22 protein-coding genes are annotated in these 26,391 nt (G+C 35.8%); 3 read left to right on the plus strand and 19 right to left on the minus strand.

Annotated features, from left to right (window positions below; translation table 11 throughout):
• From IAE51_RS04050 to IAE51_RS04130, 17 genes are all read right to left on the minus strand, one after another.
• Positions 1 to 5,358, minus strand: a 5,358-nt coding sequence (locus IAE51_RS04050) for a KxYKxGKxW signal peptide domain-containing protein (RefSeq protein ID WP_200094802.1), incomplete at its 3' end; no start/stop codon positions are given.
• A gap of 468 nt (positions 5,359 to 5,826) precedes the next feature.
• Entirely contained in the window at positions 5,827 to 7,263 is a 1,437-nt protein-coding gene (locus IAE51_RS04055) for a glycoside hydrolase family 1 protein (protein WP_057720581.1), read from the minus strand.
• A 47-nt stretch (positions 7,264 to 7,310) separates the two neighbouring features.
• Complete coding sequence (locus tag IAE51_RS04060) at positions 7,311 to 9,221, minus strand: beta-glucoside-specific PTS transporter subunit IIABC (protein ID WP_058206903.1); 1,911 nt, start codon at positions 9,219 to 9,221, stop codon at positions 7,311 to 7,313.
• Positions 9,222 to 9,321: 100 nt separating this feature from the next.
• On the minus strand, positions 9,322 to 10,161 hold the full coding sequence (licT, locus tag IAE51_RS04065; protein WP_021722748.1) for a BglG family transcription antiterminator LicT: 840 nt from the start codon (positions 10,159 to 10,161) through the stop codon (positions 9,322 to 9,324).
• A gap of 176 nt (positions 10,162 to 10,337) precedes the next feature.
• Positions 10,338 to 11,099 (minus strand): tryptophan synthase subunit alpha, encoded by a 762-nt coding sequence (gene trpA, locus IAE51_RS04070; RefSeq protein WP_058206901.1) that lies wholly within the window; start codon positions 11,097 to 11,099, stop codon positions 10,338 to 10,340.
• Positions 11,096 to 12,304, minus strand: a complete 1,209-nt coding sequence (trpB, locus tag IAE51_RS04075) for a tryptophan synthase subunit beta (protein WP_012898074.1) — start codon at positions 12,302 to 12,304, stop codon at positions 11,096 to 11,098. Before trpB ends, trpA begins: the two co-directional genes overlap by 4 nt.
• A 37-nt stretch (positions 12,305 to 12,341) precedes the next feature.
• Complete coding sequence (locus IAE51_RS04080; protein ID WP_200094804.1) at positions 12,342 to 13,403, minus strand: phosphoribosylanthranilate isomerase; 1,062 nt, start codon at positions 13,401 to 13,403, stop codon at positions 12,342 to 12,344.
• Positions 13,393 to 14,187, minus strand: coding sequence for an indole-3-glycerol phosphate synthase TrpC (trpC, locus tag IAE51_RS04085; RefSeq protein WP_058211742.1), 795 nt, complete (start codon positions 14,185 to 14,187; stop codon positions 13,393 to 13,395). The genes IAE51_RS04080 and trpC overlap by 11 nt, the downstream gene beginning before the upstream one ends.
• A 46-nt stretch (positions 14,188 to 14,233) precedes the next feature.
• Positions 14,234 to 15,241, minus strand: coding sequence for an anthranilate phosphoribosyltransferase (trpD, locus tag IAE51_RS04090; protein ID WP_033900942.1), 1,008 nt, complete (start codon positions 15,239 to 15,241; stop codon positions 14,234 to 14,236).
• The gene (locus tag IAE51_RS04095; protein ID WP_200094806.1) at positions 15,231 to 15,827 is read right to left on the minus strand and encodes an aminodeoxychorismate/anthranilate synthase component II; all 597 of its coding nucleotides are present in this window, start codon (positions 15,825 to 15,827) and stop codon (positions 15,231 to 15,233) included. Before IAE51_RS04095 ends, trpD begins: the two co-directional genes overlap by 11 nt.
• 123 nt (positions 15,828 to 15,950) lie before the next feature.
• Positions 15,951 to 17,321 carry an anthranilate synthase component I gene (gene trpE, locus IAE51_RS04100; RefSeq protein ID WP_200094807.1) on the minus strand — a complete coding sequence of 457 codons (1,371 nt, stop codon included), beginning with the start codon at positions 17,319 to 17,321 and terminating at the stop codon, positions 15,951 to 15,953.
• A 458-nt stretch (positions 17,322 to 17,779) separates the two neighbouring features.
• Positions 17,780 to 18,139: a DUF1304 domain-containing protein gene (locus tag IAE51_RS04105; RefSeq protein ID WP_012898082.1), complete on the minus strand. Its 360-nt coding sequence runs from the start codon at positions 18,137 to 18,139 to the stop codon at positions 17,780 to 17,782.
• Positions 18,140 to 18,153: 14 nt separating this feature from the next.
• Positions 18,154 to 18,792, minus strand: a complete 639-nt coding sequence (locus IAE51_RS04110; RefSeq protein ID WP_025016710.1) for a nitroreductase family protein — start codon at positions 18,790 to 18,792, stop codon at positions 18,154 to 18,156.
• Between the two features lie 11 nt (positions 18,793 to 18,803).
• Entirely contained in the window at positions 18,804 to 19,223 is a 420-nt protein-coding gene (locus tag IAE51_RS04115; RefSeq protein WP_017864691.1) for a MarR family winged helix-turn-helix transcriptional regulator, read from the minus strand.
• A 112-nt stretch (positions 19,224 to 19,335) separates the two neighbouring features.
• Positions 19,336 to 20,079: a class I SAM-dependent methyltransferase gene (locus IAE51_RS04120; RefSeq protein ID WP_058221099.1), complete on the minus strand. Its 744-nt coding sequence runs from the start codon at positions 20,077 to 20,079 to the stop codon at positions 19,336 to 19,338.
• 75 nt (positions 20,080 to 20,154) lie between these two features.
• The gene (locus IAE51_RS04125) at positions 20,155 to 20,835 is read right to left on the minus strand and encodes a VIT family protein (protein ID WP_003130418.1); all 681 of its coding nucleotides are present in this window, start codon (positions 20,833 to 20,835) and stop codon (positions 20,155 to 20,157) included.
• A complete protein-coding gene (locus tag IAE51_RS04130; RefSeq protein WP_003130417.1) occupies positions 20,835 to 21,524 on the minus strand; it encodes a VIT family protein in 690 nt (229 codons plus the stop codon). Before IAE51_RS04130 ends, IAE51_RS04125 begins: the two co-directional genes overlap by 1 nt.
• 125 nt (positions 21,525 to 21,649) lie before the next feature.
• On the opposite strand from IAE51_RS04130, the gene IAE51_RS04135 reads away from it, so the two are divergent.
• Both IAE51_RS04135 and IAE51_RS04140 read left to right on the plus strand, forming a co-directional pair.
• Positions 21,650 to 22,036 carry a Fur family transcriptional regulator gene (locus IAE51_RS04135; RefSeq protein WP_010905993.1) on the plus strand — a complete coding sequence of 129 codons (387 nt, stop codon included), beginning with the start codon at positions 21,650 to 21,652 and terminating at the stop codon, positions 22,034 to 22,036.
• Between the two features lie 167 nt (positions 22,037 to 22,203).
• Positions 22,204 to 23,091: a DMT family transporter gene (locus tag IAE51_RS04140; RefSeq protein ID WP_021722737.1), complete on the plus strand. Its 888-nt coding sequence runs from the start codon at positions 22,204 to 22,206 to the stop codon at positions 23,089 to 23,091.
• 39 nt (positions 23,092 to 23,130) lie between these two features.
• Here the strand turns inward: IAE51_RS04140 and IAE51_RS04145 are convergent, their stop codons facing one another.
• Positions 23,131 to 23,565, minus strand: a complete 435-nt coding sequence (locus IAE51_RS04145; RefSeq protein ID WP_012898088.1) for a MerR family transcriptional regulator — start codon at positions 23,563 to 23,565, stop codon at positions 23,131 to 23,133.
• A 76-nt stretch (positions 23,566 to 23,641) separates the two neighbouring features.
• Here IAE51_RS04145 and IAE51_RS04150 point away from each other — a divergent pair, with 76 nt between their 5' ends.
• Positions 23,642 to 24,373 carry an SDR family oxidoreductase gene (locus tag IAE51_RS04150; protein WP_129880906.1) on the plus strand — a complete coding sequence of 244 codons (732 nt, stop codon included), beginning with the start codon at positions 23,642 to 23,644 and terminating at the stop codon, positions 24,371 to 24,373.
• Positions 24,374 to 24,477: 104 nt separating this feature from the next.
• On the opposite strand, the gene IAE51_RS04155 is transcribed toward IAE51_RS04150, so the two are convergent.
• Positions 24,478 to 26,277: a 1-deoxy-D-xylulose-5-phosphate synthase gene (locus IAE51_RS04155; protein ID WP_200094809.1), complete on the minus strand. Its 1,800-nt coding sequence runs from the start codon at positions 26,275 to 26,277 to the stop codon at positions 24,478 to 24,480.
• Positions 26,278 to 26,391 lie beyond the last annotated feature (114 nt).

Raw genomic sequence — 26,391 nt, forward strand, 5'->3', positions numbered from 1 at the left:
TGTGCTTGATGTTGGGTTTGTTGTTCCGCCTGAACTTGAGCCACCATCTGTATTTGATGTTGGATTTGTTGTTCCACCTGAACTTGAGCCGCCATCTGTGCTTGATGTTGGATTTGTTGTTCCGCCTGAACTTGAGCCACCATCTGTACTTGATGTTGGATTTGTTGTTCCGCCTGAACTATCCGAATTAGCATTTGAAGAAGCAACATAGCTTGAAGCTGCTGAAGCATCTGATTCAGCTTGACTTGCAGCATATGATGCGGCTTCAGCTTCACTTAATGCTTGTGAAGCAAGACTTGATGCTGCTATTGAGTCTGCCATAACTTCTGACCGATAAGAATCAAAGTCAGGATCACTACTAATAGCTGCAGATCCAGCTTGATTTGCTTCTGAGCTTGCTTTATCAACAAGTGATTGCGCTTGACTTGCATGATCGCTTGCTTGACTCGCTAATGAGCTTGCTGTGCTTGCTGATGTTGAGGCATCTGAGGCAAAGCTTTGGACATTAGTATCATCTGGATATTGACTTGCAAGAGAACTTGCTGTTGAGGATCCAGATGAGGCTTCATTTGAAGCTTCAGATGCAATACTTACTGCAGATGAAGCTGTACTTTGTGTTTCATCCCAAAGAGGTGAGACATAAAGACCATTTCCTGAATTACCAGTCAAAGGATCCCCAACAGAAAAGTCAGAAGTCAAGAATGCATTTGCATATTGACTCAAATCAAGTCCAGAGAATTTAAAGATATTTTCTTTAGATACGCCATCAGCTCCAACTTTGATAGACACATTGATAGTGGCAATTGCTTTACCATCTGCGTACAAAGTAGCAGTTCCATCTTGAGTAGAACTTGGCATATCCGCATTCCAAACATCAAGAACAGCATAAACTGTTTGATTTGTGCTTGCTGGAAGATTTTCTCCTTGTTCGTAGGCAAGTGTATATCCATAAGAACCTGTGAACTCTTGACCAGTAGATGGATCAGTTGATTCGTAGGTAAATGTGATTGGGCTTCCAGCTGTATCAACTGTTGCCGAACTTGCAGTTCCAGCTACAAGTGCATATCCTGAAATTGTAGGTGCTGAAACTGTTTCTCCAGCATACTTGTCATAGGTATATGAACCGATTGATGTACCATCAGAGGTTACAGCATTGATGACCCCTTGAATATCATCTGTATTTACTTGATAAACAACTGAAGTATATTGGGTTTGGCCTGGTGCTGCTGATACCCCTTGAACTGCTCCTAAAGCGTTTGCAGTAATTACTGTTGTTTCTGGAACAAAAGTATTATCTAATTGTCTATCAGTTATAGCTGCAGATTGACCTTCATAATAATAATTAGCTGTTTTTAAATTCTCTAAAATTTGTTCTGTTGGATCGTTTAATATCAAACCAACTGCAACTGTCGCAAGTCCAGTTGCTGAATAACCTGAACTTGTTAAAATTTGTTGAATAGCTGAAGACATAGCAACAGACATTGCACTAGAAGCTCCTGATAGAATGCCATTAGATTGAGTAACTACATTCATGGCGGACGTGTCAGCTGCTACTGAACCTGTTGCATTATTTGCAGTATTCAACATATTTTGGAAAATCGTGTTAATATTTCCTTGAGCTGTTGCAATATAACTACCTGCAACAGAAGCTGTATTAGTATTCGTTGATAAACCGTAAATTGCGAGGGCGCCTGATAATGCAAGATATTTTGCATAGGCAAGATTTACTCCAAGGTTAGATTGCAAATCACCTGCTGTAATTGCATTAGAAACTGCTGCAGAAAGATTGATTGGCATTAATCCAGCAATATTGGATGAAGATAAGGCTGCTGCGGAAACTTTTGTTGAAGCTTGGCTTGCTTGTGCTGTAGAAACAGCAATAGGAAGTGTAGATACGGTATTGGCTGCCAATGTCGCCTGACTAATTAAGTTAGCCATGATATTTGAAATATTTTGACTAACCGCTGTTGTATATGAAATCCCATCGGTATTGATCGTTAATGTACCATCAGTATTCATTGTTACAGGTGCCAAAATAGATTGTGTATAAATACCATTTGTTCCCTTAACTACAGCTTTAGCATTTGTTGCTAAACCATCCAAAGTCGTTTGTGCTGCATTTACTGTTTGTTGATAAGAAAGTAATGCGTTAATTAAAGCAGATAAGGGTTGCTGTGCTTGAGTTGCTGCTTGAGCTATCGAATTTCCAAGCACTGCTGTTGTCGCTTGAGTAATATCTTGATAGTTATTTAGTCCTAGGATATCGGAAATTTTAAAAGAGCCAAAAGTAGGACCTGTAATTGGGATTCCAACGTTCACAACATAATCCATCAAAGCATTAAGTTGATAGGTTTGCAAATCTTCTGAATAGATATTATATAATGCACCATTATTATAAACAGTAACTTGAGTCGTTCCTGTTCCTCCAGCTACTGGCGTTACATTTCCATTAATATCGATATTAAATGTGGTAGCATTATTTACTGCTCCTAATAGTGAATATGTTGGCGTTCCAATCAAAGCTGTGGTTGCTTGTGATGCTGCAACAACTGCTGCGGAATTCATCAATTTATTTGCTTGGGAAGCGCTCAATTGAGTTATAAGTTGTTGAGTATTGGTTGTATCAATTAATAGATTTGATGCTCCAACCATTTTAAGCATGTTATTTTCTGCTTGTTGAGCTGTATAAAGCTGTAATGCAAGGCTAAGTAATGTCGAATTCGTTGCCGTCGCTAAAGAGTCAACTGCTACTGCTGCGGCAGCATAAGAAGCAACTCCTGAACTAAAGGCTGTATTCACAAGTGATGTTGCTGATGAATTACCTGTAAACTGAACAGAAACTAAGGCTTGCGAATCTTGGGTCGTTTGATAATTTCCATAAGTTGTTGTCAAAGCATTGTTAGAACCAAGCGAAGCAATTGTTTGATTGTTTGCAACTACAGCTGAGGATAGCGCAAGAATATTCCCTAATTCAAGAAATTCAAGGGTTGACCCTGTTTGAGCAGTAATTAAAGCTGAAAGACTTGTTAAATTCGTGTTATTAGTGAAAACTGCAGTTGACGCGGTAGCTGCCGCTGTTGATGCCATATCATATAAAGATTGCGCAGTTTGTTGAACTGTAGCCAAACTTGAAGCAATTGTACTATAAGAGTTAGCAATATTAGCATATGATGAAGCTAAGCTTGTATTCGATTGTGTTTGATATGAGGATGCAATTATTGAATAAGAAGTTGCTAAAGAATTTTGCATTGCAATTCCAGCACTTGCAGAAGCTGCTACAACCGAAGCTGAGGAAAGTATCTCACTCTGTTCATCAAAAGTAGTATTTGCAGTAGACGCATTAGATGCAAATGTAGAAGCGTTAGCAAAATCATCTGCTTGTGATTTTTGTAAATCATTATATGCCGCTACAGATGACGCAATTGCTGTACCTGAATTATTAGTTGCAATGGAATCTGTAATTGAAGTAGCGATTGAGATATAAGCAGACTGTGCTCCATCAAGTAAGACTGACTCTGAATGAATAATAGTAATATAAGAGTTAGCAATACTATTAAAAGCTGATTGTGCTGCCGAAGCTGAATTTAACAGTGAAGATGCCGAAGTTGCTACTGAAGTTGCCGATGAAACTATAGAACTCATGGTTGTCATTGTGACATTAGCTGAAGAATATGCATTTGAAGCTTGTACATAGGCTCCAGAGGCATTAACCGCGGCTGTACTATATGAATTAGCTATCAAACCATAAGAACTTGCAAGTGAGGCATATGAAATATTGTTAGGATCAGAATCAGCAGCTGATTGGGCAGCTGTAGAGGTTTTTGCTCCACCGATGTCTGTAATCGGAGGAAGATATACACCAGCAACAATGGTCCCCCCTGCTGCTTTATAAGCGGAATCATAGGCACTTTGGGCGTATGATGAAGCTACGCTTGATGTATAGCTTGAAGCCAAACTTTCCCAAATATAATTACTTGTTGTTGCAAGATTTGCTGCCGATTGACCTGCGGCTACTTGAGAAGTAAAAGTGCTAGTAGCTGATGAAGTATAGCTTGATAAGCCAGCAGAGTTAGCCCCAATTGCTGCTACTGAAAAAGCAGATTGTTTATTCATTTCAGATGAATTCGAAATGGCATTTGAAGAAGCTACTGATGCTGTTGAGGTTGCTGATGAAACTACTGAACTTGCAGAAGAAATCGTTGTTGTAGCATTTGATGCAGCTATCGCATAAGAACCTGCAGATGACATATTTTGTAGTGCAAGCAGTGAACTTGCTGTATAGCTGGCTTGGATAGATGTCAGGGTTGCACTCAGTAGAGAATAAGCAGAGCTGTAGGTTAATAAATTATCAGATGTCGCTACAGCTGAAACCAGCGCAAAAGCTGATGAAACATTACTAGCTAAAGAAGATAATACTGTAGTGGCACCATCAGAAATTAAGACTGCTGTTTCTGAGTAATATGCAGATTCGATAGAAGCATTTGATTTACGAAGTGCATCAATCATTGAATTATTTGCTGCTACTGAAGAAGCTGTAATTGTATTTGCTGTTGAAGTTGCTGTAAAACTTCCGGAAGATGGCTGACCTCTTGTAAGTTTTGTGTATGTCCCACCAGCAAGTTGAGCTGTCGCTCCTCCTGCAGAGGACTGACCAGAATCCGTACCAGGAGTTGTAATTGTTACAGCAGCTACAGAATAACCTGCTTGTGTTTGGTCAGTCGATGGCGAAACACTCCATGAATAAGAACCATCAGAAAGCGTAGAACCTGAATTTGAAATTGACTGAGTTGCTTTAATATCAACTGTTGTTTGTGAAGCTGCTCCAGAACCAGCTGTTACTGCTCCATTTGAATTCAAGTTTGTCGAAGAGGTTGTATTAATCGTTCCTCCACTTGAAGCAGTAGATGAACTATTGATACCAATTGTTGTTGCTCCGCCAGTACCGTTTGTGTTTTGTGAGTTACTCGTTTCTGGTGCGCCAATTGGATTTCCAGAATTATTATCTTGCTTAAGTACAGCACTTGAAGAATTTACTTGTGCATCAGTATAACTACTCGGATTTGCTGAAGATTTTGCCACTGTATTAGCTGAATTTGCTACAGAAGCATTATCAGCCCCAGCTGTAGCATTTGATCCAAGTCCACCAGTTGCAGTGTTTTCTGCTCCAGTTGTTTTACCTGTTGAAGTTGAAAGAACTTGGTCAGCAAAAACGCCATGGGAAGAGGAAGCAATTGCTCCACCTGAAACTACTAAAGCAAGGATAGACGAGGCATAGAGCCATTGTTTTCCTGATTTCCAAGTTCTAAAATTTTCATGAACTTGCGCATTTTCAGGAATTTTGAATTGATTGTTTTTCATCAGTTCTCCTTTGTTCGTCATAATATTTTTTAGAGTAAATATTTTTATTATGACTAGTGAATATTCCAATAATTTAACATATGATAAGTTTCAACTAAAACTACTAAAAGTCATTGTGACTTCTTTCAATAAACAGGGAAGCCCCTGATGGTAACATTACTTATTCTCATCTTCACGCCTCTTTTCTTTTGACTTAGTTCAATGATTATTTCCATGAATAAATGTAAAATGATGTATTTTCAGCCTTTATGAAAGAATAAAAACCTTATCAGGAATATGTACAAATTCCTTTTGATAAATTATACAACTTTCTTTCTTTTATTTCAATATATTTCTTTTTGATTTTTTGTTTTTATTTTAAGTAAACATAGTATTTCATAGAATACATTTTGATTTTACCTTTCATTTAATTATCTTTTGAGTTAACAATTAAAAAAAACCTCATCATATTGATGAGGTTTCTATCTTTTACATGTTAGTACCGTTTGAAGCAATTACTTCTTTATACCAATCAAATGATTTTTTCTTAGAACGTTTTTTTGTTCCATTTCCTTCGTCATCTAAGTCAACGTAGATGAATCCATAACGCTTACTCATTTCTCCTGTAGATGCTGAAACTAAATCAATACAGCCCCAAGGTGTGTAACCCATTAGGTCGACACCATCTTCAACTGCTTCATTCATTGATTGAATGTGTTTTTTGAGATAATCAATACGATAATCATCTTGTATCGTTCCGTCTTCTTCTACTTTATCAATTGCACCTAAGCCATTTTCGACAATGAAGAGCGGGACTTGATAGCGACCGTATAAATCATTAAGGGCGTAACGAAGTCCGTCAGGGTCAACTGCCCAACCCCATTCGCTTTCTTTTAAAAAGGGATTTTTAACTCCTCCAAGAACCATATTTCCTGAAGCTTGAACGCCTTCCCCTGTTTTTGATTCTACAGTCGACATATAATAACTAAATCCTATATAATCAACTGTTCCTTCTTTTATTATCTTTAGATCTTCTTCGGAAATTTCAAGTGCATCTACATTTACTCCGTGTTTACGGTGAAGTCGATTCGTAAATGCGGGATAGGCTCCTCGAACTTGTACATCATTACAGAAATAATTAAACTCTTGAATACTTTCTTGTGTTGCTAATTGATTTACTGGGTTTGCATCGAACGAATAAGTTGTTGAATAAATACTCATACAACCAATTTGTAAACTCTTATTCAAGTCATGCCCAAATTTTACAGCTTGAGCACTTGCAACAAATTGATTATGCCAAGCTTTGAAAACATTAGTTTTGTCATCTCCACCATTAGATGGAACAAGTCCTTGACTTAAACCTGAAAAGAATGTTGCTGAATTGATTTCATTAAAAGTCATCCAATATTTCACTTTGTCTTGATAACGTTCTAACAAAACTTTTGCAAAACGGACATAAAATTCGATTAGTTCGCGATTTTTCCATCCTCCATATGTTTTAGCTAAATTAAGTGGCATTTCATAGTGGGAAATTGTAACCACTGGTTCAATTCCATATTTCAAACACTCATCAATTAGTTGATCATAAAAAAGCAAACCTTTTTCATTTGGAGTTGTTTCATCTCCCATTGGAAAAATTCTTGACCAAGCTACCGAAAAACGGTAAGCTTTAAATCCCATTTCTGCAAATAATGCAATGTCTTCTTTAAACTGATGATAATGATCAATTCCATCATGATTTGGATAAGTGAAATGTTCAGTGTCAATCGTCCAATCAAATTCCGGACTTGCAAGAATTGCCAATCTTTCTTTACCTCCTGGCATTGCATCTGCTACTGAGAGCCCTTTACCATCTATATCATAAGCACCTTCTAATTGATTTGCTGCCGTTGCTCCACCCCATAAAAAGTCTGTTTTAAATGTCATTTTATAATTTTCCTATCTAATTTTTAAAGTTTTTCATCAATGCTATTTTAAACTGGATTTGCCACTAATTCAGTTGTTTGTGCATTAACTGCAGTTAGTAACACTTCATTTTGATGAATCGTCGATTGATTTGTAACTAGAATGTCCATATAATCCTGAGTATTTGTTACAATGATTGGAACTTGAGTACTGTATCCCGCATTTTGAATACGCTCAATATCAAACTTGAGGAGTAAGTCACCTTTTTTTACACTCTGTCCTTGTTTTACAAAAGTTTCAAAGTATTTCCCTTCAAGTTGGACAGTATCTATTCCGATATGAATGAGAAGTTCAGTTCCCTCATTTGAAATTAAACCTACTGCATGTTTAGTTGGGAACAAAATCATAACCATTCCATCAAATGGAGCACGAACCTCACCTAGTGTTGGTTCAATCGCTGCTCCTTTGCCCATTACACCTGCAGAAAAGGCTGCATCTTTAACTTGTGATAGTGGAATAACTTTTCCTTCAAGAGGGCTTCCAATTATTTCTTTATTCGTTTTTTGTTTATTAAATTTTTTGTCAGGGATTGGATTTTCAATAACATCATCTTCAAATCCCACAAGATAGGTTACTACAAAGCCTGCTATAACTGCAACAGCTGATACAATCATCATTTTAATCGCGCCTGAAACTTCACCTGTAAGGGTAATATTAGATGTAAAACTGAAGATTCCCAAAGCTCCCATTGTATAGGCTTTAATTCCCAAGGCCATGGCAACAGCTGATAAAATTCCACTTACGATACATGAAACCCAAAATGGACGTTTCTTAGGGAGGGTAATTCCGTAAATTGCTGGTTCTGTAACACCAAACCAACCAGAAATAAAGGCTGGTATTGCTAATTCACGAAGTCGTTTGTCTTTTGTTTTTAACATCACTGCTCCAACAGCTCCAGTTTGCGCAAACGATGCAACACTTGCGGCAATTAAAAGCGCGGTTGGTTCTCCTTTTGCTAATGCGATAATTGCAAATGGAACAATTGCCCAATGTAGTCCAAACATGACTAAGACTTGCCAAGCAAATCCTAGCACTAAACCAAAGATAATAGGATTAAATCCTTGTAATGCTAGTAAACCTTTACCTAAAGCATCTGAAGCAAGATTCATTACTGGTCCAATAACTAGGAAGCCTAGAGGAATTGAGATGATTGCCGTAAAGAATGGTGTCAAGAAAAGCTTTACTACATCAGGAATAATTTTCTTTAACTGGTGTTCTAAAAATGCTGCAAATGCTGTAATGGCAATAATTGGCATTACAGAAGACCCGTAGCCAGCAGTTGGTACTGAAAAAGGAATTCCAAAGAGGCTTAATCCACCACTTTCTGCAAATGTTTTTGCAACTGTTCCGTCTACAAAACCTGGGTAAACAAGTGCTGCGGCAATCATCATTCCAACAAATGGTGAGCCATTAAATTTTTTCATTGAAGTATATCCAATGAAAATTGGTAGGAAGAGAAATAGACCATCACCCATTGCATTAAAAACAGCATAGGTTGCAGACGCTTGAAAACTTTGTCCCAAGGCAAAGGATAAAATTGCATTAACCCCTTTAATCATACCCGCTGCTGCTAATGGAGCTAATATTGGTTGGAAAATTCCTGAGATCAATTCCACAAATTGATCGAAAAGGTTTCCTTTTTGTGCAGAGTCTGCTGGTGAGGTATCAAGTACCCCAAGGACAGCATCTACATCTGCACGCACTTCTGGTACATGATTCCCAATAACGACTTGGTATTGGCCGCCAGATTGCATTACTGTAACTACACCATCCATATTTTTCAGGACATCGGTATTTGCTTTTTTCTCATCTCTGAGTTTAAAACGTAACCGTGTAATACAGTTAATCACTGAGATGACATTTTCTTTGCCACCTACATTTGCTACAATGTCTTTTGCAAGAGCTTCATATTTGCCCATTACAAACCTCCAAAATAATATATTTTTTAGAGGTTTCGCCAACTTAATGTCACGATCCAATTGTTACCATAGTTGATGATGACTAAAGTCATCTTAAAAATTAATCTTGTATTTTTTCTAAAATACGTGCTAGATGAACGGTCATATATATTTGTTCATTTTGAGAAACTTCGTACGACCTTGTCTGTTTAAGAAACTCACTGACTTTTTTTGTTCCTATGTATGCTCTTGGGTATTTTCTGGTTATTAGAAGGAATAAGTCTTCATCGGTGCTTTCATCACTTTTTGTATTAGAAAGTATTCTTTCGGTGAAAAATTTAAGGTGAGTAATGAACCTTTGAAAATAAATATCTTGCTCATTAAAGTTTACTTGTAAAGTATACTTTAGAGTTGTTAATATTTCTTCCATTAATTTTGTTAATTCCGTTGCATATTCATGACCACTTCCCAGGGTTCCATTAACAATGTGCATGGCCAGAAAACCTGCTTCATCTTCTGGAAGTGAGATATTAAGTTTTTCTTGAACTTTTTGAAGTGTCTCAAGACAAAGTGCAAATTCTTCTGGAAAAAATCTCTTAATATCCCACAAAAGAAAATTTTTAATAGTTATATTGTCTTTTTCACGAATAATTGCTGCATTTAAATGGTCAGCGAAAGCAACCAAAACGGTATCAGAAATTGTTTTATCAAATTTTGTTTTTGCTTTTGCTAAAGTTAAAATCGAAAGTTCTACGATTCCACTTGGAATTTCCGAAAGTAATTCTGAAAAATTCTGTTGCTCAGAAGTTACTTTCAATGCAAAAATTTTTTCAATTTTTTTGTCTTCAACAACTTCACCTGCTTTTTTCCCAAATCCTAAGCCTAAACCCATAAGAATGGTTTCTTCATTATCATTTTGAGCAATGACTACATTATTGTTCAGAACTTTTTTGATTTTCACATTCTTCTCCATTTCACAAAAATAGACCTTATCCCCCTATGACTATAGGTTTGATAAGGTCTAGCTTAACTTAATAATCACTATCCAATTTTTTGTAACCGTTTTATTTAATAAAAGTATACCATTTGTAAAGTGGACTGTCAAGGATATATGGTTTTATTAATTTTTCAATTATCTTAAAAATTGATTGCGTTTTCAATAAATTTAATAACTTCGTTTTCTTTACCTTCATGTAAATCACGAACAATTTTTGAACCAACAATAACTCCTGAGGACACTTTATTAAAACGGTCTACATCAGATAATGTAGAAATTCCAAATCCTGTCAAAACAGGAACATCCGTTAATGAAGACAACGCTTTTAAATGTTGGTCAAGCTGGTTACTATAAGCATTTTCTTTCCCAGTTACTCCATTTATTGCAACGGCATAGATAAATCCTTCAGCATCGGTTACAAGTTCTTTTTGCCGAGAAAGTGGCGTGGTTAATGAGACCAGAGGAACTAAACAGATATCTTTATCATTGATAAAGGGTTTGATATAATTCTCATGCTCTTTAGGTAAATCTGGAATGATAAGGCCTTTAACTGGTGTTTCTTCAAGAGCTGCAACAAACTTTTCAATTCCAAACTGATAAACGGGATTGAAATAGGTCATAATTACTAGAGGAACTTTTGTATCAATTGTTTTTAAGGTTTCAAGAATACTTGAAAGTGATACATTTCTTGCTAAAGCACGCAAACCTGCTTGTTCGATGACTGGACCATCAGCAACCGGATCTGAAAATGGAACGCCAATTTCAATAGCGGAGCTCCCGGCTTGTTCAAGAAGTTGAATGGTTTCTTTAAGACCTTCTAAACCTTTTTCATGGTCGCCAGCCATGATATAAGGAATAAAATTATTTTTTTTATTGCTTAAAGTCATTTGTAAAGTTTTCATTTTTTCACCTCTTTTTCTGCTTCAAGTCGTTCTTTAACTTGAACCACATCCTTATCCCCACGTCCTGAAAGACAAACAATCATTGATTTATCTGCTCCTAATTCTTTTGCTAATTTGACTGCATAGGCGATGGCATGAGAACTTTCTAGTGCTGGGATAATTCCTTCAGTTCTAGATAAGATTTTAAAACCTTCAAGTGCTTCTTCATCTGTAATATCAACATATTTTGCTCGTCCAACAGCATTGAAATAAGAGTGTTCTGGTCCGATTCCTGGATAGTCTAAACCGGCTGAAATACTAAAGGCTTCTAAGATTTGACCATTTTCATCTTGAAGGACATCCATGAGTGTTCCGTGAAGAACACCGGGGCGGCCTTTAGTAATTGTTGCCGCATGATGTGGCGTATCAATCCCAAGACCAGCAGCTTCGACACCATACATTGCAACTGATTCATCATTAACGAAGGGATAAAAAAGTCCCATCGAATTTGAACCTCCACCGACACAAGCTACTAAAGCATCTGGAAGTTTATTTTCTTTTTCTAAAAATTGGGCACGCGCTTCCTGTCCAATAACAGCTTGATAATCACGCACAATTTGTGGAAATGGATGTGGTCCAAGAACTGAGCCCATTACATAATGCGTATCTTCAACTTGAGCAACCCATGCTCTAAGTGCTGCATTAACCGCATCTTTAAGTACGCGTGAACCATCAGTTACTGAATGAACTTTTGCCCCGAGTAATTCCATGCGAAAGACATTGAGAGATTGTCTTTTAACGTCTTCTTCACCCATATAAATCGTACATTCCATGCCAAAGAGGGCAGCAGCAGTTGCGGTTGCGACACCGTGTTGGCCTGCACCTGTTTCAGCAATGACTTTATTTTTTCCCATTTTTTTGGCAAGGAGGACTTGTCCGAGGGCATTGTTAATTTTGTGTGCTCCTGTATGGTTTAGGTCTTCTCTTTTAAGATAAATTTTTGCTCCGCCCGCATATTCTGTTAAGCGTTTTGCATAATAGAGTGGGTTTTCTCGTCCAACATAGTCTTTAAGTAATTCTTTAAGTTCTGCTTGAAAGAGAGGGTCTTTTTTACTATCTTCATAGGCTTCTTCTAATTGTTTTACTGCTGTCATTAGTGTCTCAGGTACGAATTGGCCCCCGAATTGGCCGTAAAATCCTTTGTTGTTAGGTTGGTTGTAGGTCATGTTGTTGCTCCTTTTTATGTAAGTTTCATGGTAAATCTCATTTAATGTTCGCGTCATTTTCTTCAAAAAGTAATTTCTTTAAAATCTTCTTATCTTTAGTTTTTTTGGCTCGCCAGCTATCTGTCACTGCCGCTTGGTAAATTTGAATATTTTGCTTTAAAGTAGGGAGGAAAAATTCTTGATGTAACTCAGATTTGAAATTGATTTTGGGAATATCATTATCGTCAACCCCGGCATAGTTTTTAAGGTTCTCCACACTTGCAAAGCCAACATGAATACTAGCTTTTTCAAATTTATGCTCATGTAAGTCAATGAGCTGATAACCTAATTCTTCCATTAAACTTGTTAATTGCTCAAAATTTTCAAAATCAAGCTTTTTGAGTTGAATATCAATGTCATCAGGATTTGTTGGAAAATTGATTATTTGCTCAACTGCTAAACTTCCCATTAAATAAGGGATAATCTTATTTTCATTTAGCTTTTTTGTGATTCTTAAAAATTCTATAAATAATTGCTTTGATGAGGCAAGGCTTGCATTTTGAACAAAGTTTTTTATTTTTGTAAGGTTTTTAATTCCGTCAGTTTCTACTCCAGAAGAAACATCCACACCGTAGGCATTTGGAAAATGTTGAATAGCAGCTGCTACATTTTCTGGATTAAGTCCACCAGCGATGAAAAATTTATTTTTCAGACCACTGGTCACCAAAGAGTCCCAATCAAATGCTTGACCACTTCCAGCTTGTGGACTATCAAATAATAAAATTACATCTTCGTATTCTTTAAATTCTTGGTCTGGCCTTATTGCTTTAATAACCGAAACATCTAGTTGATTAATGTAATTCATATCTTCATTTCCGTGAAGCTGAACCAGATCAAGTTGAGCAACTTGAATAGCTTTTTTTACAAAATTAATAGGTTCATCAACAAAAACTCCTACTTTTTTGACTGTTTTTGGGACATCGTTTGTGATTTGAAGAATTTTTTCTGGTGCAACTTGGCGTTTTGAGGGACTAAGAATAAAACCGAGATGTGTGACACCAGATTCTACGGCTGTATCAACAGCTTCTTTTGTAGATAAGCCACAGATTTTAATTTTCATTCGTTTTCCTCTTGACTTTTAAATCTTTCAAAGATTTTTCTAGATTTTCTGATTGCATGAGTGCTGTTCCAACCAATATTCCATTGAAAGCATCGGAAACTTTTTGGGCTTCGTTTGCGCTAAAAATGCCTGATTCGGAAATGTAGATATTGTCTTCTTTAAAGTAGGGAGTCAAATCTACTGAATTTTGCAAGCTCACTTCAAAGGTTTTTAAATTACGATTATTAACTCCAATAATTTTAGCCCCAAGCTGATGAGCAATCTCAAGTTCTGCTTTATTATGTGTTTCAACAAGAACTTCAAGTCCTAGTGAAAGTGCGTAGTTGTAGAGGTTTTGGAGTTTGGGGTATTGATTTTCAAAAACTGCGACAATGAGTAAAATAACTGTTGCTCCCGCATTTACTGCCCGATTGATTTGTTTTTTATCGATGATAAAATCCTTGTTCAAGGTGGGGATTTGGACATTTTCTGAAATTTCACAGAGATATTCAATATTTCCTTTAAAAAATACAGGGTCAGTTAAGACGGAAATCATAGCGGCACCGGCTTGTTCGTAATTTTTGGCTTGGTCAACGATATCCACTTCTAAATTAATATCACCTAGACTGGGCGAAGCTTTTTTGACTTCGGCAATCACTTGAAGCTGGTCGGAATGTTCTTTTAAGTAATCATAAAAATTGTATGTTTGACGAACTTTTCCTACTTGTTCTTCTGGCATTTTAGCAATTTCAAGTCTTTTTTCTGCTAGGATTGTTTCTAGAAATTTTCCTTTTTTTATGTTCATATTTTTCTCTCATTTTCTGCTATTTCAAAATTTGCCATCAAGATTTTTAACCAATTTGTTCTGCTTGTAATTCATGCAACTTGGTAAGAGCTGCTCCTGTACTAATTACTTCTCTTGCAAGGTCAACTCCGGATTTGATGGAATCAACTTTTCCGTTGGCATAGAATCCAAGTCCGGCATTTAAAACGGTCGTTTCTAAAAAGGCTGACGGTTGATTTTCAAGGACATTTTTTAAAATTTCAGCATTTTCTGGGGCTTCACCTCCACGAATATCATTGAGTTGAACTTCTGAAATACCAACGTCTGAGGCTCTAAATTCATGCAAAGTCACTTTGTCATTTTCTAAAAGTGCGTAATGATTAAGTCCAAAGGGAGTTGCTTCGTCCATTCCGCCTTCACCTGTGATGACTAATGCTCGCTTACGGCCCAAGCCTTTCAAAACATTTGCTGTTAATTCAAGTAAATCTGGACGTGAGGTACCAAGAAGTTGCGTATCAAGTGGAATTGGATTGATTAGCGGCCCAGTCAAATTCATAATTGTTGGAATTTCGAGTTGTCTGCGGACTGGCGTGAAGTATTTCATCGCTGGGTGGAGATTTTGAGCAAAAAGGAAAACTAAACCAACTTTGTCAAAAACTTGAGCTAACTTTTCTGCTGGTAAATAAAGATTGATTCCTAAGGCCTCAAGAACGTCTGCCGAGCCAGATTTACTGGTAATGGAGCGATTTCCGTGTTTTGCCATATTGACTCCACCAGCTGCTAAAACAAAAGCGGCTGTGGTTGAAATATTAAAACTGAATGAGCGGTCGCCTCCTGTTCCACAATTGTCCATCGCATTTGTCAAATTTGTTGGAATGGGAATCGCTGCTTTTTGTAAAGCTCGAGCCAAACCAGTCAATTCGCTTGCTGCTTCACCTTTCATTTTTAATGCTACTAAAAAGCTGGCAATTTGGACCTCGCTTAATTCACCTTGGATAATTGAATTAGCAAGCATGTTCATTTCATTTTCGGTCATGTCACGGCCTGACATCACTTTTTCAAGTTCATTTTTCATTTGATGACTCCTTGTTTTCATTTACTTGGTTGACAAAATTTTCAATCATGGTCATACCATCCAATGTGCCAATGGATTCTGGGTGAAATTGTATTCCATAAATCTGTTCTTTTTCATTTTCAATAGCCATAATTTCACCATCATCTGTCGCGACTGCTGTGATTGCAAAATCTGGTAAAGCGACTGCCTCATCCATGACAATTGAATGATAGCGCATGACTAGAAATTTTGAGGGAAGATGATTGAAAAGTAAATTTCCTGAGGTCTGACGGACTTGTGAATTCTTGCCATGCATGACTTGATGGGCCAATCGAAGTTTGCCACCAAAAACTTCAACGATAGCTTGAAAACCTAGACATATTCCTAAAATTGGTTTTTGACCTGCAAATTGCTGAATAAGTGTTTCCATTTTTCCAGCATCCGCAGGCCAACCAGGGCCTGGTGAGAATATTAAGGCGTCTGCTTTTTCTGCCATATTTTCCAAAGAATCATCGTCATTTTTCACAACTGCTACATCAGTCAAAGCACCTACATACTGCACTAAGTTGTAAGTGAAACTATCGTAATTATCTATTATTAAAATCAATTTTGTCTCCTATTTTTAACGACAAGGCCTGTCAGTAATTTTTTATTTTCTGTCAGTAAAAAATTACTGACAAAATTATCTGATGATGTTAAATTTTTTATCTCTACATCTTTTTGGGTCTATTTATTGACCAACTTTCAATAAGCCTTGGGCTTTGTTTAAGGTTTCTTGATATTCATGTTCGGGTACTGAATCGTAAACAATTCCGGCTCCTGCTTGAACATGTGCTTTCTTGTCTTTCAAGACCATTGTCCGAATGGCAATTGCAAAATCGCAATTTCCATTTTTCGTTAGATAACCGATAGCTCCTCCATAAATTCCTCGTTTTTGCGTTTCAAATTCATAAATTCTTTGGTAGGCTCGATGTTTCGGTGCTCCTGATAGCGTCCCCGCTGGCAATGTGGCGCGTAAGGCATCCATAGCTGTAAATTCAGGACGAAGCTCGCCGGTCACTTCACTTGTAATATGCATGACGTAGCGATATTTCTCAACTTTCATGAAAACAGGAACTTCGATTGAACCATATTTGGAAATTTTACCAATATCATTTCGTCCTAAATCAACAAGCATTTTGTGTTCAGCGACTTCTTTGGGATCACTTTCTAAATCTTCAATAAGAGCTTGGTCTTCAAATTCAGTTTGCCCGCGTTTTCTTGTTCCGGCAATTGGATTGGTTGAAACTTGATTTCCATGAACAGCAACCAAACGCTCTGGTGAGCTGCCAATGACATGAAAATTATCGAATTCCATAAAGTACATATACGATGACGGATTTTCAACCCGAAGCTTTCTGTAATAATTAAAGGGGTTGTCAGTAAAATCGGCTGTTAAACGTTGTGATAAAACAACTTGGAACATGTCACCATTTCTGATAAGTTCCTTTGCTTTAGTAACTTTTTCTTCAAAAAGTTCTTGAGACATATTGCTGACGAAATTCAGTTTACTTAATTCTGTCAGTTCATTTTCTGTTTCTGTCAGTAAAGATAATGACTCAATATTTGCTGACAGCGCGTTTTGTAACTCTTTTTCTGAACGCTGACTGTAAGTATTGTCTTCAATAAAAATCAGTTTTTCTCGTTTGTGGTCAAAAATTAGGGCTGATTCGTATAACATAAAATACATATCTGGCGTTCCAATCGAATCTTTCAGTTCAGGTTGAATGCCTTCAAAAATACCATAGGTATCAAATCCAGCATATCCAATCGCTCCACTTGTAAAAGGCAAGTCTAAATTTTCGTCAGTACTTTCTGGCTGACAAACTAATTTTTCCAGAAATTCCATTGGATTTTCATCGCTAATGATTTCGTCATTTACGCTTAAAATTCCGTCAGTAAATTTGATGTGCTTCACAGGATTCAACGCAATAATTGAAAAACGTGATTGGTCATTTTCTCTGGGAATGGATTCTAAAATTACTTTATTCTTCCCTTTCAGGCGAAGATAAACCGAAATTGGGGTCATGGTGTCTGCTGAAATCTCTTTAATTTTTCTCATGTTTTCTCTCTATCTATAGGTTTGAGGAAGTCTTTTCCATTGATACTGATTAGTTAAAATTTAAGCTTTGCCATCGTTGGTTCATTTTAGAAATCCTTTCAAAAAAATACAAAAAAGCCCGTAGAGTATCAAATACTCTACGGGCGTATGTCACGCGGTGCCACCGTAATTTAAGAGTCCCTAAAAGTATTACAAAAATACTAGAAAAACTCTTCTTTTCCTCGTCTAACAACAAGTCGCTTGGTATCGGGAGCATCCGTGATTTTTATTGTTTCAAATCAAATTGCGAAAAACAAATCGTTCTCGACTTTCAAATCAGCCCATTCACTCTGATGAATTTATCTGCTCGCACAACCGCAGACTTCCTGAAAAAATTCTGATATAGAGTTACTTTTCTGATGTTGAAAATAATTGTAAAACTTTTTATGAGACTTGTCAAGGATTTAAAAATATTTTTTTTAAAAAAATGAAGAAATTAGAGCTAAAATGGCTAAACCACCTTGGGTCAAAATAATCTTTTTATTACTGGTCAAAGAGCCATACAAAGCCACTAAAATAATATAAATAAGCAGTAATCTAACAATTTCAAGTGGCGCTGACGAAAAGAATATTGCATAAATTAATCCTAAACCAATCAAACCGTTATAAATCCCTTGATTTTTAAAAAGCGTTTGAACTGAAGAACGTTCTAGCTCCTCTTTTCCCATATTAAACACACGACTGGTTGTTTTTGAGCTTGTAGCAAAGGTCTCTAAATACATAATGTAGAAAAATTCCAAAGCAACCAAAAGCGACAGAATAATTGTTAAAATGGTCAAATTACTTCTCCTTTTTATTTAAAAGTAGTGATTTTATCAGCATTCATGCGGACAGATTCATAACCTTCTTCAACGGCTTTACCAATTGACAAAATCATAACTGGGACAAAACGTTCTTTGTCTAAATCGAAAGCTTCTGCTAATTGATCTTTTTCAAAACCACCAATTGGATTTGTCTCATAACCGTGAGCTCTTGCCACCAACATCAATTGCATTGCTGCCAAACTTGAGTCAATTTTGACAACATCATTCATTTCTTGTTTAGAAAAACTCTTGTAATAAGGAATAATTGCTCCAATTTGTTGATCTCTGACTTCCTGAGGCATTTTTCCTTCAGCAACTGCTTGATCATAGATTTCTTCACCTAATTCATAATTAAGCATGTCACCAAAAATTAAAATCATTGCTGATGAAGTATCATTTTGCCGGGTGTTAAAGCGAATTAAAGGTTTTAATTTTGCTTTTGATTCTTCGGTTTCAGCAATGATAAAACGCCAAGGTTGCATATTTACTGATGAAGGTGCAGCTGTTGCTTCTTGAATCATTTCAAGCATTTCTTCGTGAGAAATTTTGTAGTTTTCATCATAAAGTCTGACAGATTTTCTACCAAAAGTAATATCTGAGAAATCGTTATTTTTAAAGTTCTTATTCATTTTTTCTTCTTTCATTGTGTTAATTTTGTGAGTAGTTCTAAAAGTTGTTCTTCTTCTAAAGCACTGAGCCCAATATTTAATATTTGTTGACTTGCATCTAGAGAATCATCATGTTTTTTTGCACAAAGTGCTAAATCATTTTTAGCTTTATCGGTAATTTCAACAAATACTTCTCGATTATTTTCTTTATTGCGCTCTCTTTTGACAAGATTTTTTTCTTCAAGTAATTTTAAATGTCTTGTTACAGCAGCACTATCAATTTTTAATTCATTTTGTAATTGACTTTGAGAGCAACGACCTTTACATTTTAAAATCATCATCAGTTGATAACGAGTAATACTATAACCCGTTGACTTCTCAAATTTTGCCGTCATTTCTTGATTTACAATTTTGAGCTGATAGAGTAACTGGCTGACTTTTTCAAGCTTCATAATTTATTTCACCTTTCTTAATTGATTGGTCAATCATTGATTAGTCAATTATAGTATTAAAATAAATAAATTACAACTAAAAGAATTGAGAAATAAAAAACTAGGATTCAACCTAGCATTTTTCCCAATATAATAACTCAAATATCACTAATCTTTCCATTTCTCGAATTTCTGTTTCACTAAAAAATAATTGCGTCAAAGCCGCTAATTCTGCATTTGAAAGCTCATCAGAGAAATAATCAGAGAAAAACTGTGAACTTACTTTTTCTGATAAAAAGAATCTAAATTTCTTACTTTTAAATTCCCAGCCTAATTCCTCTAACCATACCTTATAAAGCAACATCTGCGCTTCTTTATTCTGTTCTTGATTAGGCAAATACAATTGTTCGACCTGACTAAAGAGATTATCCTCATCAAAAATCAAACGTAAAATTCCAACATTTCCATTGGCAATCCGATTTAATTCTACTAAGGCTTCTTTTGACTCCAATGCAGGATTCATGGCTGAAAATACAAAATCATAAGTATTTTCTTTTGTATTCTTTAAAAATTTATTTTGTTCTTGATGCGTAAAAGTGATTTTATTTGAATCAGCTGACTTATTCTTGGCAAATTCTAACATTTTTGCTGACAGATCAACAAGATGATAGCTGTCAGTAAAATTTGAAAAGTGTGGAATATATTTGCCTGTCCCACCAGCTAAATCTAAAAATTGACTTGTTGGTAAAAGTTTTTCAGCCACCAAAAATTCCTTTAATTGCTGACCAATATCAACCAAGCTTTCATTTTGAATTTCTTCATATTCTTGAGAAAACTCATCCCAATATTGTTCTAATTCTTTAGTATTATCATCCATTTGTCAGCCTCTTTCTCAATAATTATCAGTCCTATCTATAATTATAACAAAAGCTTTTAACTAAACCTAAATTCATTAACCTAAAATCCGACCAATAAAATAATGAATAAAAATTGTTAGTAAACCAATAATAATATTTCTAAGAATTGCTTTAATTACCAAGCCATCAGAAAGCTTAGCACTAATCATTCCAGTTAAGGCCATTGCAAGCATTGTTGCAAAAATTGTTGCTGGAAATTGCCAAGCACCCTTAACTAAAATCATGGTTAGTAAAGGAAAAAGTCCACCAATCGTAAATGAAATTAATGATGAACCTGCTGCTTGCCAAGGATTCATATAATGTCCTAAAGCAATATCATATTTTACTGACAGAACAGTTTCCAAAGGTTTTCGAGCAAGTAATTCATTAGCAATTTCTGCTGAAGTTTCCGGACTGATTCCTTTTTCAATATAAAAATCTTTCACTGCTGCTTTTTGATTTTTAAAATCCTTTTTCAATAATATTTTTTCTTCTTGAACCACAACTTTCTCACTATCAGATTGAGAACTGACACTTGCATACTCACCAGAAGCCATTGAAAAAGCACCAGAAATTAAATTTGCCAAACTAGCAATCAGTAAAGCAAAGCTACTTCCAGAAGCTGCGGAAACCGAAAAGAGCACACCAACAACTGTAAGAATTCCATCATTTGAACCCAAGACTCCCGCACGGACACTATTTAATTTTTCATCTATTGTCATTGTTTGTTTTTTCATCACAAACCTCCTTGTTTAAAGAGCAAACCCACTACATAAGTAACAAGCATCGTTAGAATCCCAGCAATAATATTTCTAAAAGTTGCATGTTTTTTATCAGCACCATTTAAATAAGCGGCGGCATAACCTGTAAATCCTAGAGCGATTAGTACGGAAATAAATGTTGCCAAAGCACTCCAACTTTTAGGAATTAAAGAAATGGCTAGCATAGGCAAAAGTGCTCCAGTTGGAAATGAGAGCATTGAGGCAATTGCCGCTCCTTTAGCACTCAATTCTTGTCCAATTGTAAAACCGTGTCTTTCACGAACCGTTGTTGCTAAAGCATCCTTTTTCATCATCTCATCCGTTGCTTTATGAGCTAGTTCATTAGAAATCCCATCTGCTCTATATTTTTGATAAACAAAATCAAATTCATTTTGATAATTAGTAGCAAGTGCTACTTTTTGTTCTTGGATAATTTTTTCCTGAGCATCACGTTGCGAACTGACCGAAACATATTCTCCCATTGCCATACTGACCGTACCTGCTAAAGTTCCGGCAAAACCTGCCAGCAAAATTGTCCCAATATGAGAGGTTGCGCCAGAGACACCAATGACAATCCCTGCAATCGAAATAATCCCGTCATTTGCTCCCATAATACTTGCCCTGACAATATTATTCCTTTGAATTAAGTTATTTTTTTCTTTCATTATCTCACCCTTTTAGAATCATTCTAAACTATATTTTAGAATGATTCTAAACAAATGTCAAGTCATTGAAATGATTTTCTGTTGATGATATAATAAAATAAATAATAAAGATAGGAGTGCTGATTTTGGAACAAGACTTAAAAGAACTATTACAATCTCATGGTTTAAAAGCTACACCACAGCGTCTCATTGTCTTAGAATACCTGATAAAACATCAAACTCACCCAACGGCAGAGCAAATTCACGAAGATTTGGAAAATATTAGCTTAGCAACGGTCTATAATACCCTTGATAAATTGGTTGATAGTGAGTTAGTGATTGCTATAAATGACGGTAGTAAAAGAAGATATGACTACTACGGAGAGCCTCATTATCATGTTGTCAATAAAACGACAGGTGAGATTATGAATGTAGATAATTTTGATTTTCGTCCCCTAATGGAGGCCGCTCGAAAAGCTAGTGGTCTTAATATTACTGGTTACAAAGTTGAAATTTATGGAGTTGAAGATTAAAAAGCACTAATCCAATTAATTAGTGCTTTTTTTATTCTTTTATACCATTTCCAGTGAATATTTTACTATGCCCTGTAATTTATATATAATGATTATAGGAAGATAATATATTTAGAAATTGAGGATAAAAATGTCAAAAACAAAAAAACTCAACACATGGTACATATATGACTAAATTTAAAGGAATTATTTACGCTTCTTTGGGAGCCGCGTTTTTTGGGATTAGTAGTATTATTGCTGGACTCCTCTTTAATCGTTGTTCTATTGAGCCAGGTTGGCTAGTTACCACGCGCATGCTCTTTTCAGGCTTGTTGTTACTTGCTTGGTTAGCAATTACTAAACACAACATCTTTAGTGTCTGGTCTTCTGTAAAATCAAGTCTAAGAATTGTAGCTTTTGGGATTTTCGGAGTACTTTTTGCACAATCTTCTTTTCTATTATCTGTTTATTACGGAAATGCAGCTATTGCAACTATTTTACAATCCCTAGGTCCCTCCATCATTATTATTATTTTAGCTATCAAAAGTAAAGCAATTCCACGTCGTCTTGATATTATTGCCATTTTTCTTTCTTTAATTGGTGTTTTTCTGCTTGTGACCAATGGAAATATTGGAGAACTTAGTTTTTCAGCTTCTGCTCTTGTTTGGGGGCTTTTATCCGCCCTTGGTGTTTGTGCTTACACTCTTATTCCATGTCCACTTATCAAAGAACACTCTCCTTTAAGCCTTGTTGCTTGGGCCTTATTAATTGGTGGTGTCATTTCTAATTTCTTACATCCAGTCACAAATTTACCTAAAAATTTTGATCAGACTGATTTACTTTTGGTCAGCCTCATCGTTGTTGTTGGAACGCTCTTAGCTTACTCTCTTTATATCAATAGTCTAAAATATACAGAACCTCATATTGTTGGTATGCTTGGAATGCTTGAACCTGTCACCGCTATTTTAATTTCCACTTTATTCCTAGGCGTTTCATTTTTAGGATTCCAACAGTTAGGTATTTTTGTCGTCTTTCTGTCACTATTTCTCATAAATTTTCCAACTAAGAAAAAATAAAAAAACAAAACGTAAAAAATACGTTTTGTTTTTTTTATATTATTTGAAAATATCTCTTATCTCTGGTTTAACTTGTGTTGTTCCCGGAATAAAGTGGATACTTTCAGTGCCTGCTTCTGATGCTGTTTGATAGTACCAAATTTTCCATCTTAAAAAGGCCAAATTCATTTCTAAAACTTTAATTTTTTCTTCTAATTGCTCTTCGTGTGTTTTCATAAAATCTAAACGTTCATCAAGTGTTGAGTCGCCCTCCATACACCAATCAATAAATTGAGCAATATCTTTTATGGGTATGCCTGATTTTTTTAAACAATCAATGACTTCAATATAGCCAAGATCGTCATCTGTAAATTCTCTTCGACCAGCTTTATTTCTTTTAGCAAAAGGGAGCAAACCTTCCTTATCATAATAACGTACAGCATCGTTAGAAACGTTTAATTTACGTGAAATATCGCCAATTGTATATTTTGTCATTCTTTCTCCTTGACATGGAGTTAACTCCATGTTGTATAATCAGTATATCAAAAAAATACTCTTAAGGAGAAATAAAATGTCTAAACCACTTATTGTTATAACAGGAGCAAGTTCAGGATTTGGTGCTAAAATTGCAAAATTATTTAATGCTGATGGATTCCCAATGTTGCTTTTAGGTCGTCGTACAGATAAAATCAAAGCCTTGCCCCTTGATTTTACGAATGTCCTTGTGGAATCTGTAGATGTCACGGACAAAACATCATTTGAAAATGCAATTACTAAAGCTGAAGAAAAATATGGCAAAACTGATCTTCTAGTCAATAATGCAGGTGTCATGTTATTAGGAAATGTTCTTAATCAAAATCCAGCAGAATGGAAACAAATGATGGATACTAATGTTTTGGGTGTCCTTAATGGAATGCAAATTGTTCTTCCACAAATGGTTGAACGCCAAGGAGGAACAGTAATTAACATGTCTTCTCTTGCTGGTAAAAAAACTTTTACCAACCACGCCGCTTATGTCGCTTCAAAATTTGGTGTACATGGTTTAAGTGAGACTGTCAGAGAGGAAGTTTCTGGTAAAAATGTTCGAATTTCACTTGTTGCACCTGGTGCTGCCGAAACAGAATTATTGACACATGTTACTGACGAAAGTGCCCTAAATGATTATAATCTTTGGAAAGAATCAATGGGTGGTACAACACTTGCTCCTGAAAGAGTGGCGCAAACCGTGAAATTCATTTATGATATGCCTCAAACGGTCAACATCAGAGAAATTGATATTGCCGCAACCAATCAAAATGCTTAATATTTAATATCTTAGCTAAAAAAGATACTAGTTAATCGCTAGTATCTTTTTTAGCTATTTATTTCATATTTTATCTAGGAGATAAGCTCTGCCTCCAAAAACTTTTATTTAGAAAATATTTTCTTAAAAAAATTAGGTCCTTTAGATTCTTTGGTTGCTTCAATAATATCAGTTGCCATAAGTTCTGGTCTTATGTGATAACGATTGTAAAGTTCTTCTTTTGGAACAGCATCAATAAACTCAGTATCTGCACCATATACAAGTGTTTTTATCCCTTTACTTGCCAAATAGGTCGCCACTTTTTGACCAAATCCCCCATCTTTAGTGCCATCTTCAATCGTAACAAAGAGTCCATGAGTTTCAGATAATTTGTCTAAAGCAGCTACATCCAACAAATTTGCAAAGAATGGATTTACAACCGTTGGATTAAATCCTGATTTTTCAAGTTCTTCTGCCACATTTTCAGCTTTCTCAAGCATTGCACCAAGTCCTAAGATTGCAACTTTTTCGCCAAACTTAACAACTTCATACTGAGGTTTACTAAAATCAGTAATTTTTGTTGGGCGATTTTCCAAAGTATGCTCTGGCAAGTGTATAAATACTGGATGTTCATGTTGATTATATGCCCAATTAAGCATTGCAAAAAGGTCTTCTTCACTTGTTGCTGCAAGGTCAATTACATTGGGAATATTTGATGTTTGACTATAAACAAAACTTCCTTGGTGAGTATCGTTTGTTCCGCCAATTTGGCTGTTACTGATAATAACAATTGCTGGTTCTTTATTCAGTGCCAAATCATGGTTAAGTTGGTCATAGGCACGTTGTAAGAAAGTTGCATTTTGGAAAATAATAGCTCGAGTTCCTGCTGCTGCGATTGCTCCACCAAGTGTCACTGTATATTGTTCAGCAATTCCTCCATCAACATAATTTTTTGGATGATTCTTAGCAAATTGAGACAAGCCAAAGAACATTGGAATTGCGGCATTAATGGCGATAAGATTGTCACCCTTGGCTAACTTTTCTTCCATAAAGTCAAGAAATACATTATTATAGCTGCGAACGATATTGGTTGAGCTATTGACTGGTTGACCTGTAGCAATATCAAAGGGTGCAAAGACTTGGTGCATTCCTTCTTTATTTTCAACTGCTGGTTTATAACCATGTCCTTTCTCTGTGTGGATATGAAGAACAATTGGCCGATTGATATCTTTTACTGATTCAAAAAGGGCAATCAAACTTTGGATATCATTTCCCTCCTCAAGGTAACGGTAATCAAGCCCAAATGATTTAAAAAGATTATTTGCTGAGGTTCCTTTACTTGCTCGCAAATCTGCAAGATGTTGATAGATTCCTCCATGATTTTCGGTGATGGCCATTTCATTATCATTTACAATAATAATAAGATTCCCGTTAAGTGTACCTGCGCCATCAAGTCCCTCAAATGCAAGTCCTCCTGAGAGTGCGCCATCACCAATGATGGCTACAATATTTTCTTTTTTTCCTTGCATATCTCGAGCCAAGGCATATCCCATAGCTGTTGCAATAGATGTAGATGTATGACCGACTCGTATAAAGTCATGTTCATTTTCTTCAGGATCTGTATAGCCTGTTGTTCCAGAAAATTTGTCCTTATCAGTAAAAAATTCTTTACGTCCTGTTAAAACTTTATGCGGATAGCTTTGATGACTAACGTCCCAAATTAATTTATCAACAGGTGAGTTAAAGACTTTATGTAAAGCAACAGTCATTTCTACCACACCAAGATTTGGTCCGAGATGGCCCCCTGGATATTGACTGACACGATTAAGAATTGCATCACGTACATTTGTAGCGAGCTCTTCTAGTTCTAGCGGTGTAAGAGCCTTGATGTCTTTGGGGTCATTTACTTTGTCTAATACTGTCATAATTTTTTCTTCCTAGTTCTATTTAGATTATAAAGCTGCGAGTAAAATTTAATATTATTTAAGTTTAATAAGGTCATTTTTTAATAAGCTAATATAACAGTAACGTTTACGTTT

Source organism: Lactococcus sp. S64, from assembly GCF_016516525.1.
In the GTDB taxonomy this organism is placed as follows: Bacteria; Bacillota; Bacilli; order Lactobacillales; family Streptococcaceae; genus Lactococcus; species Lactococcus lactis.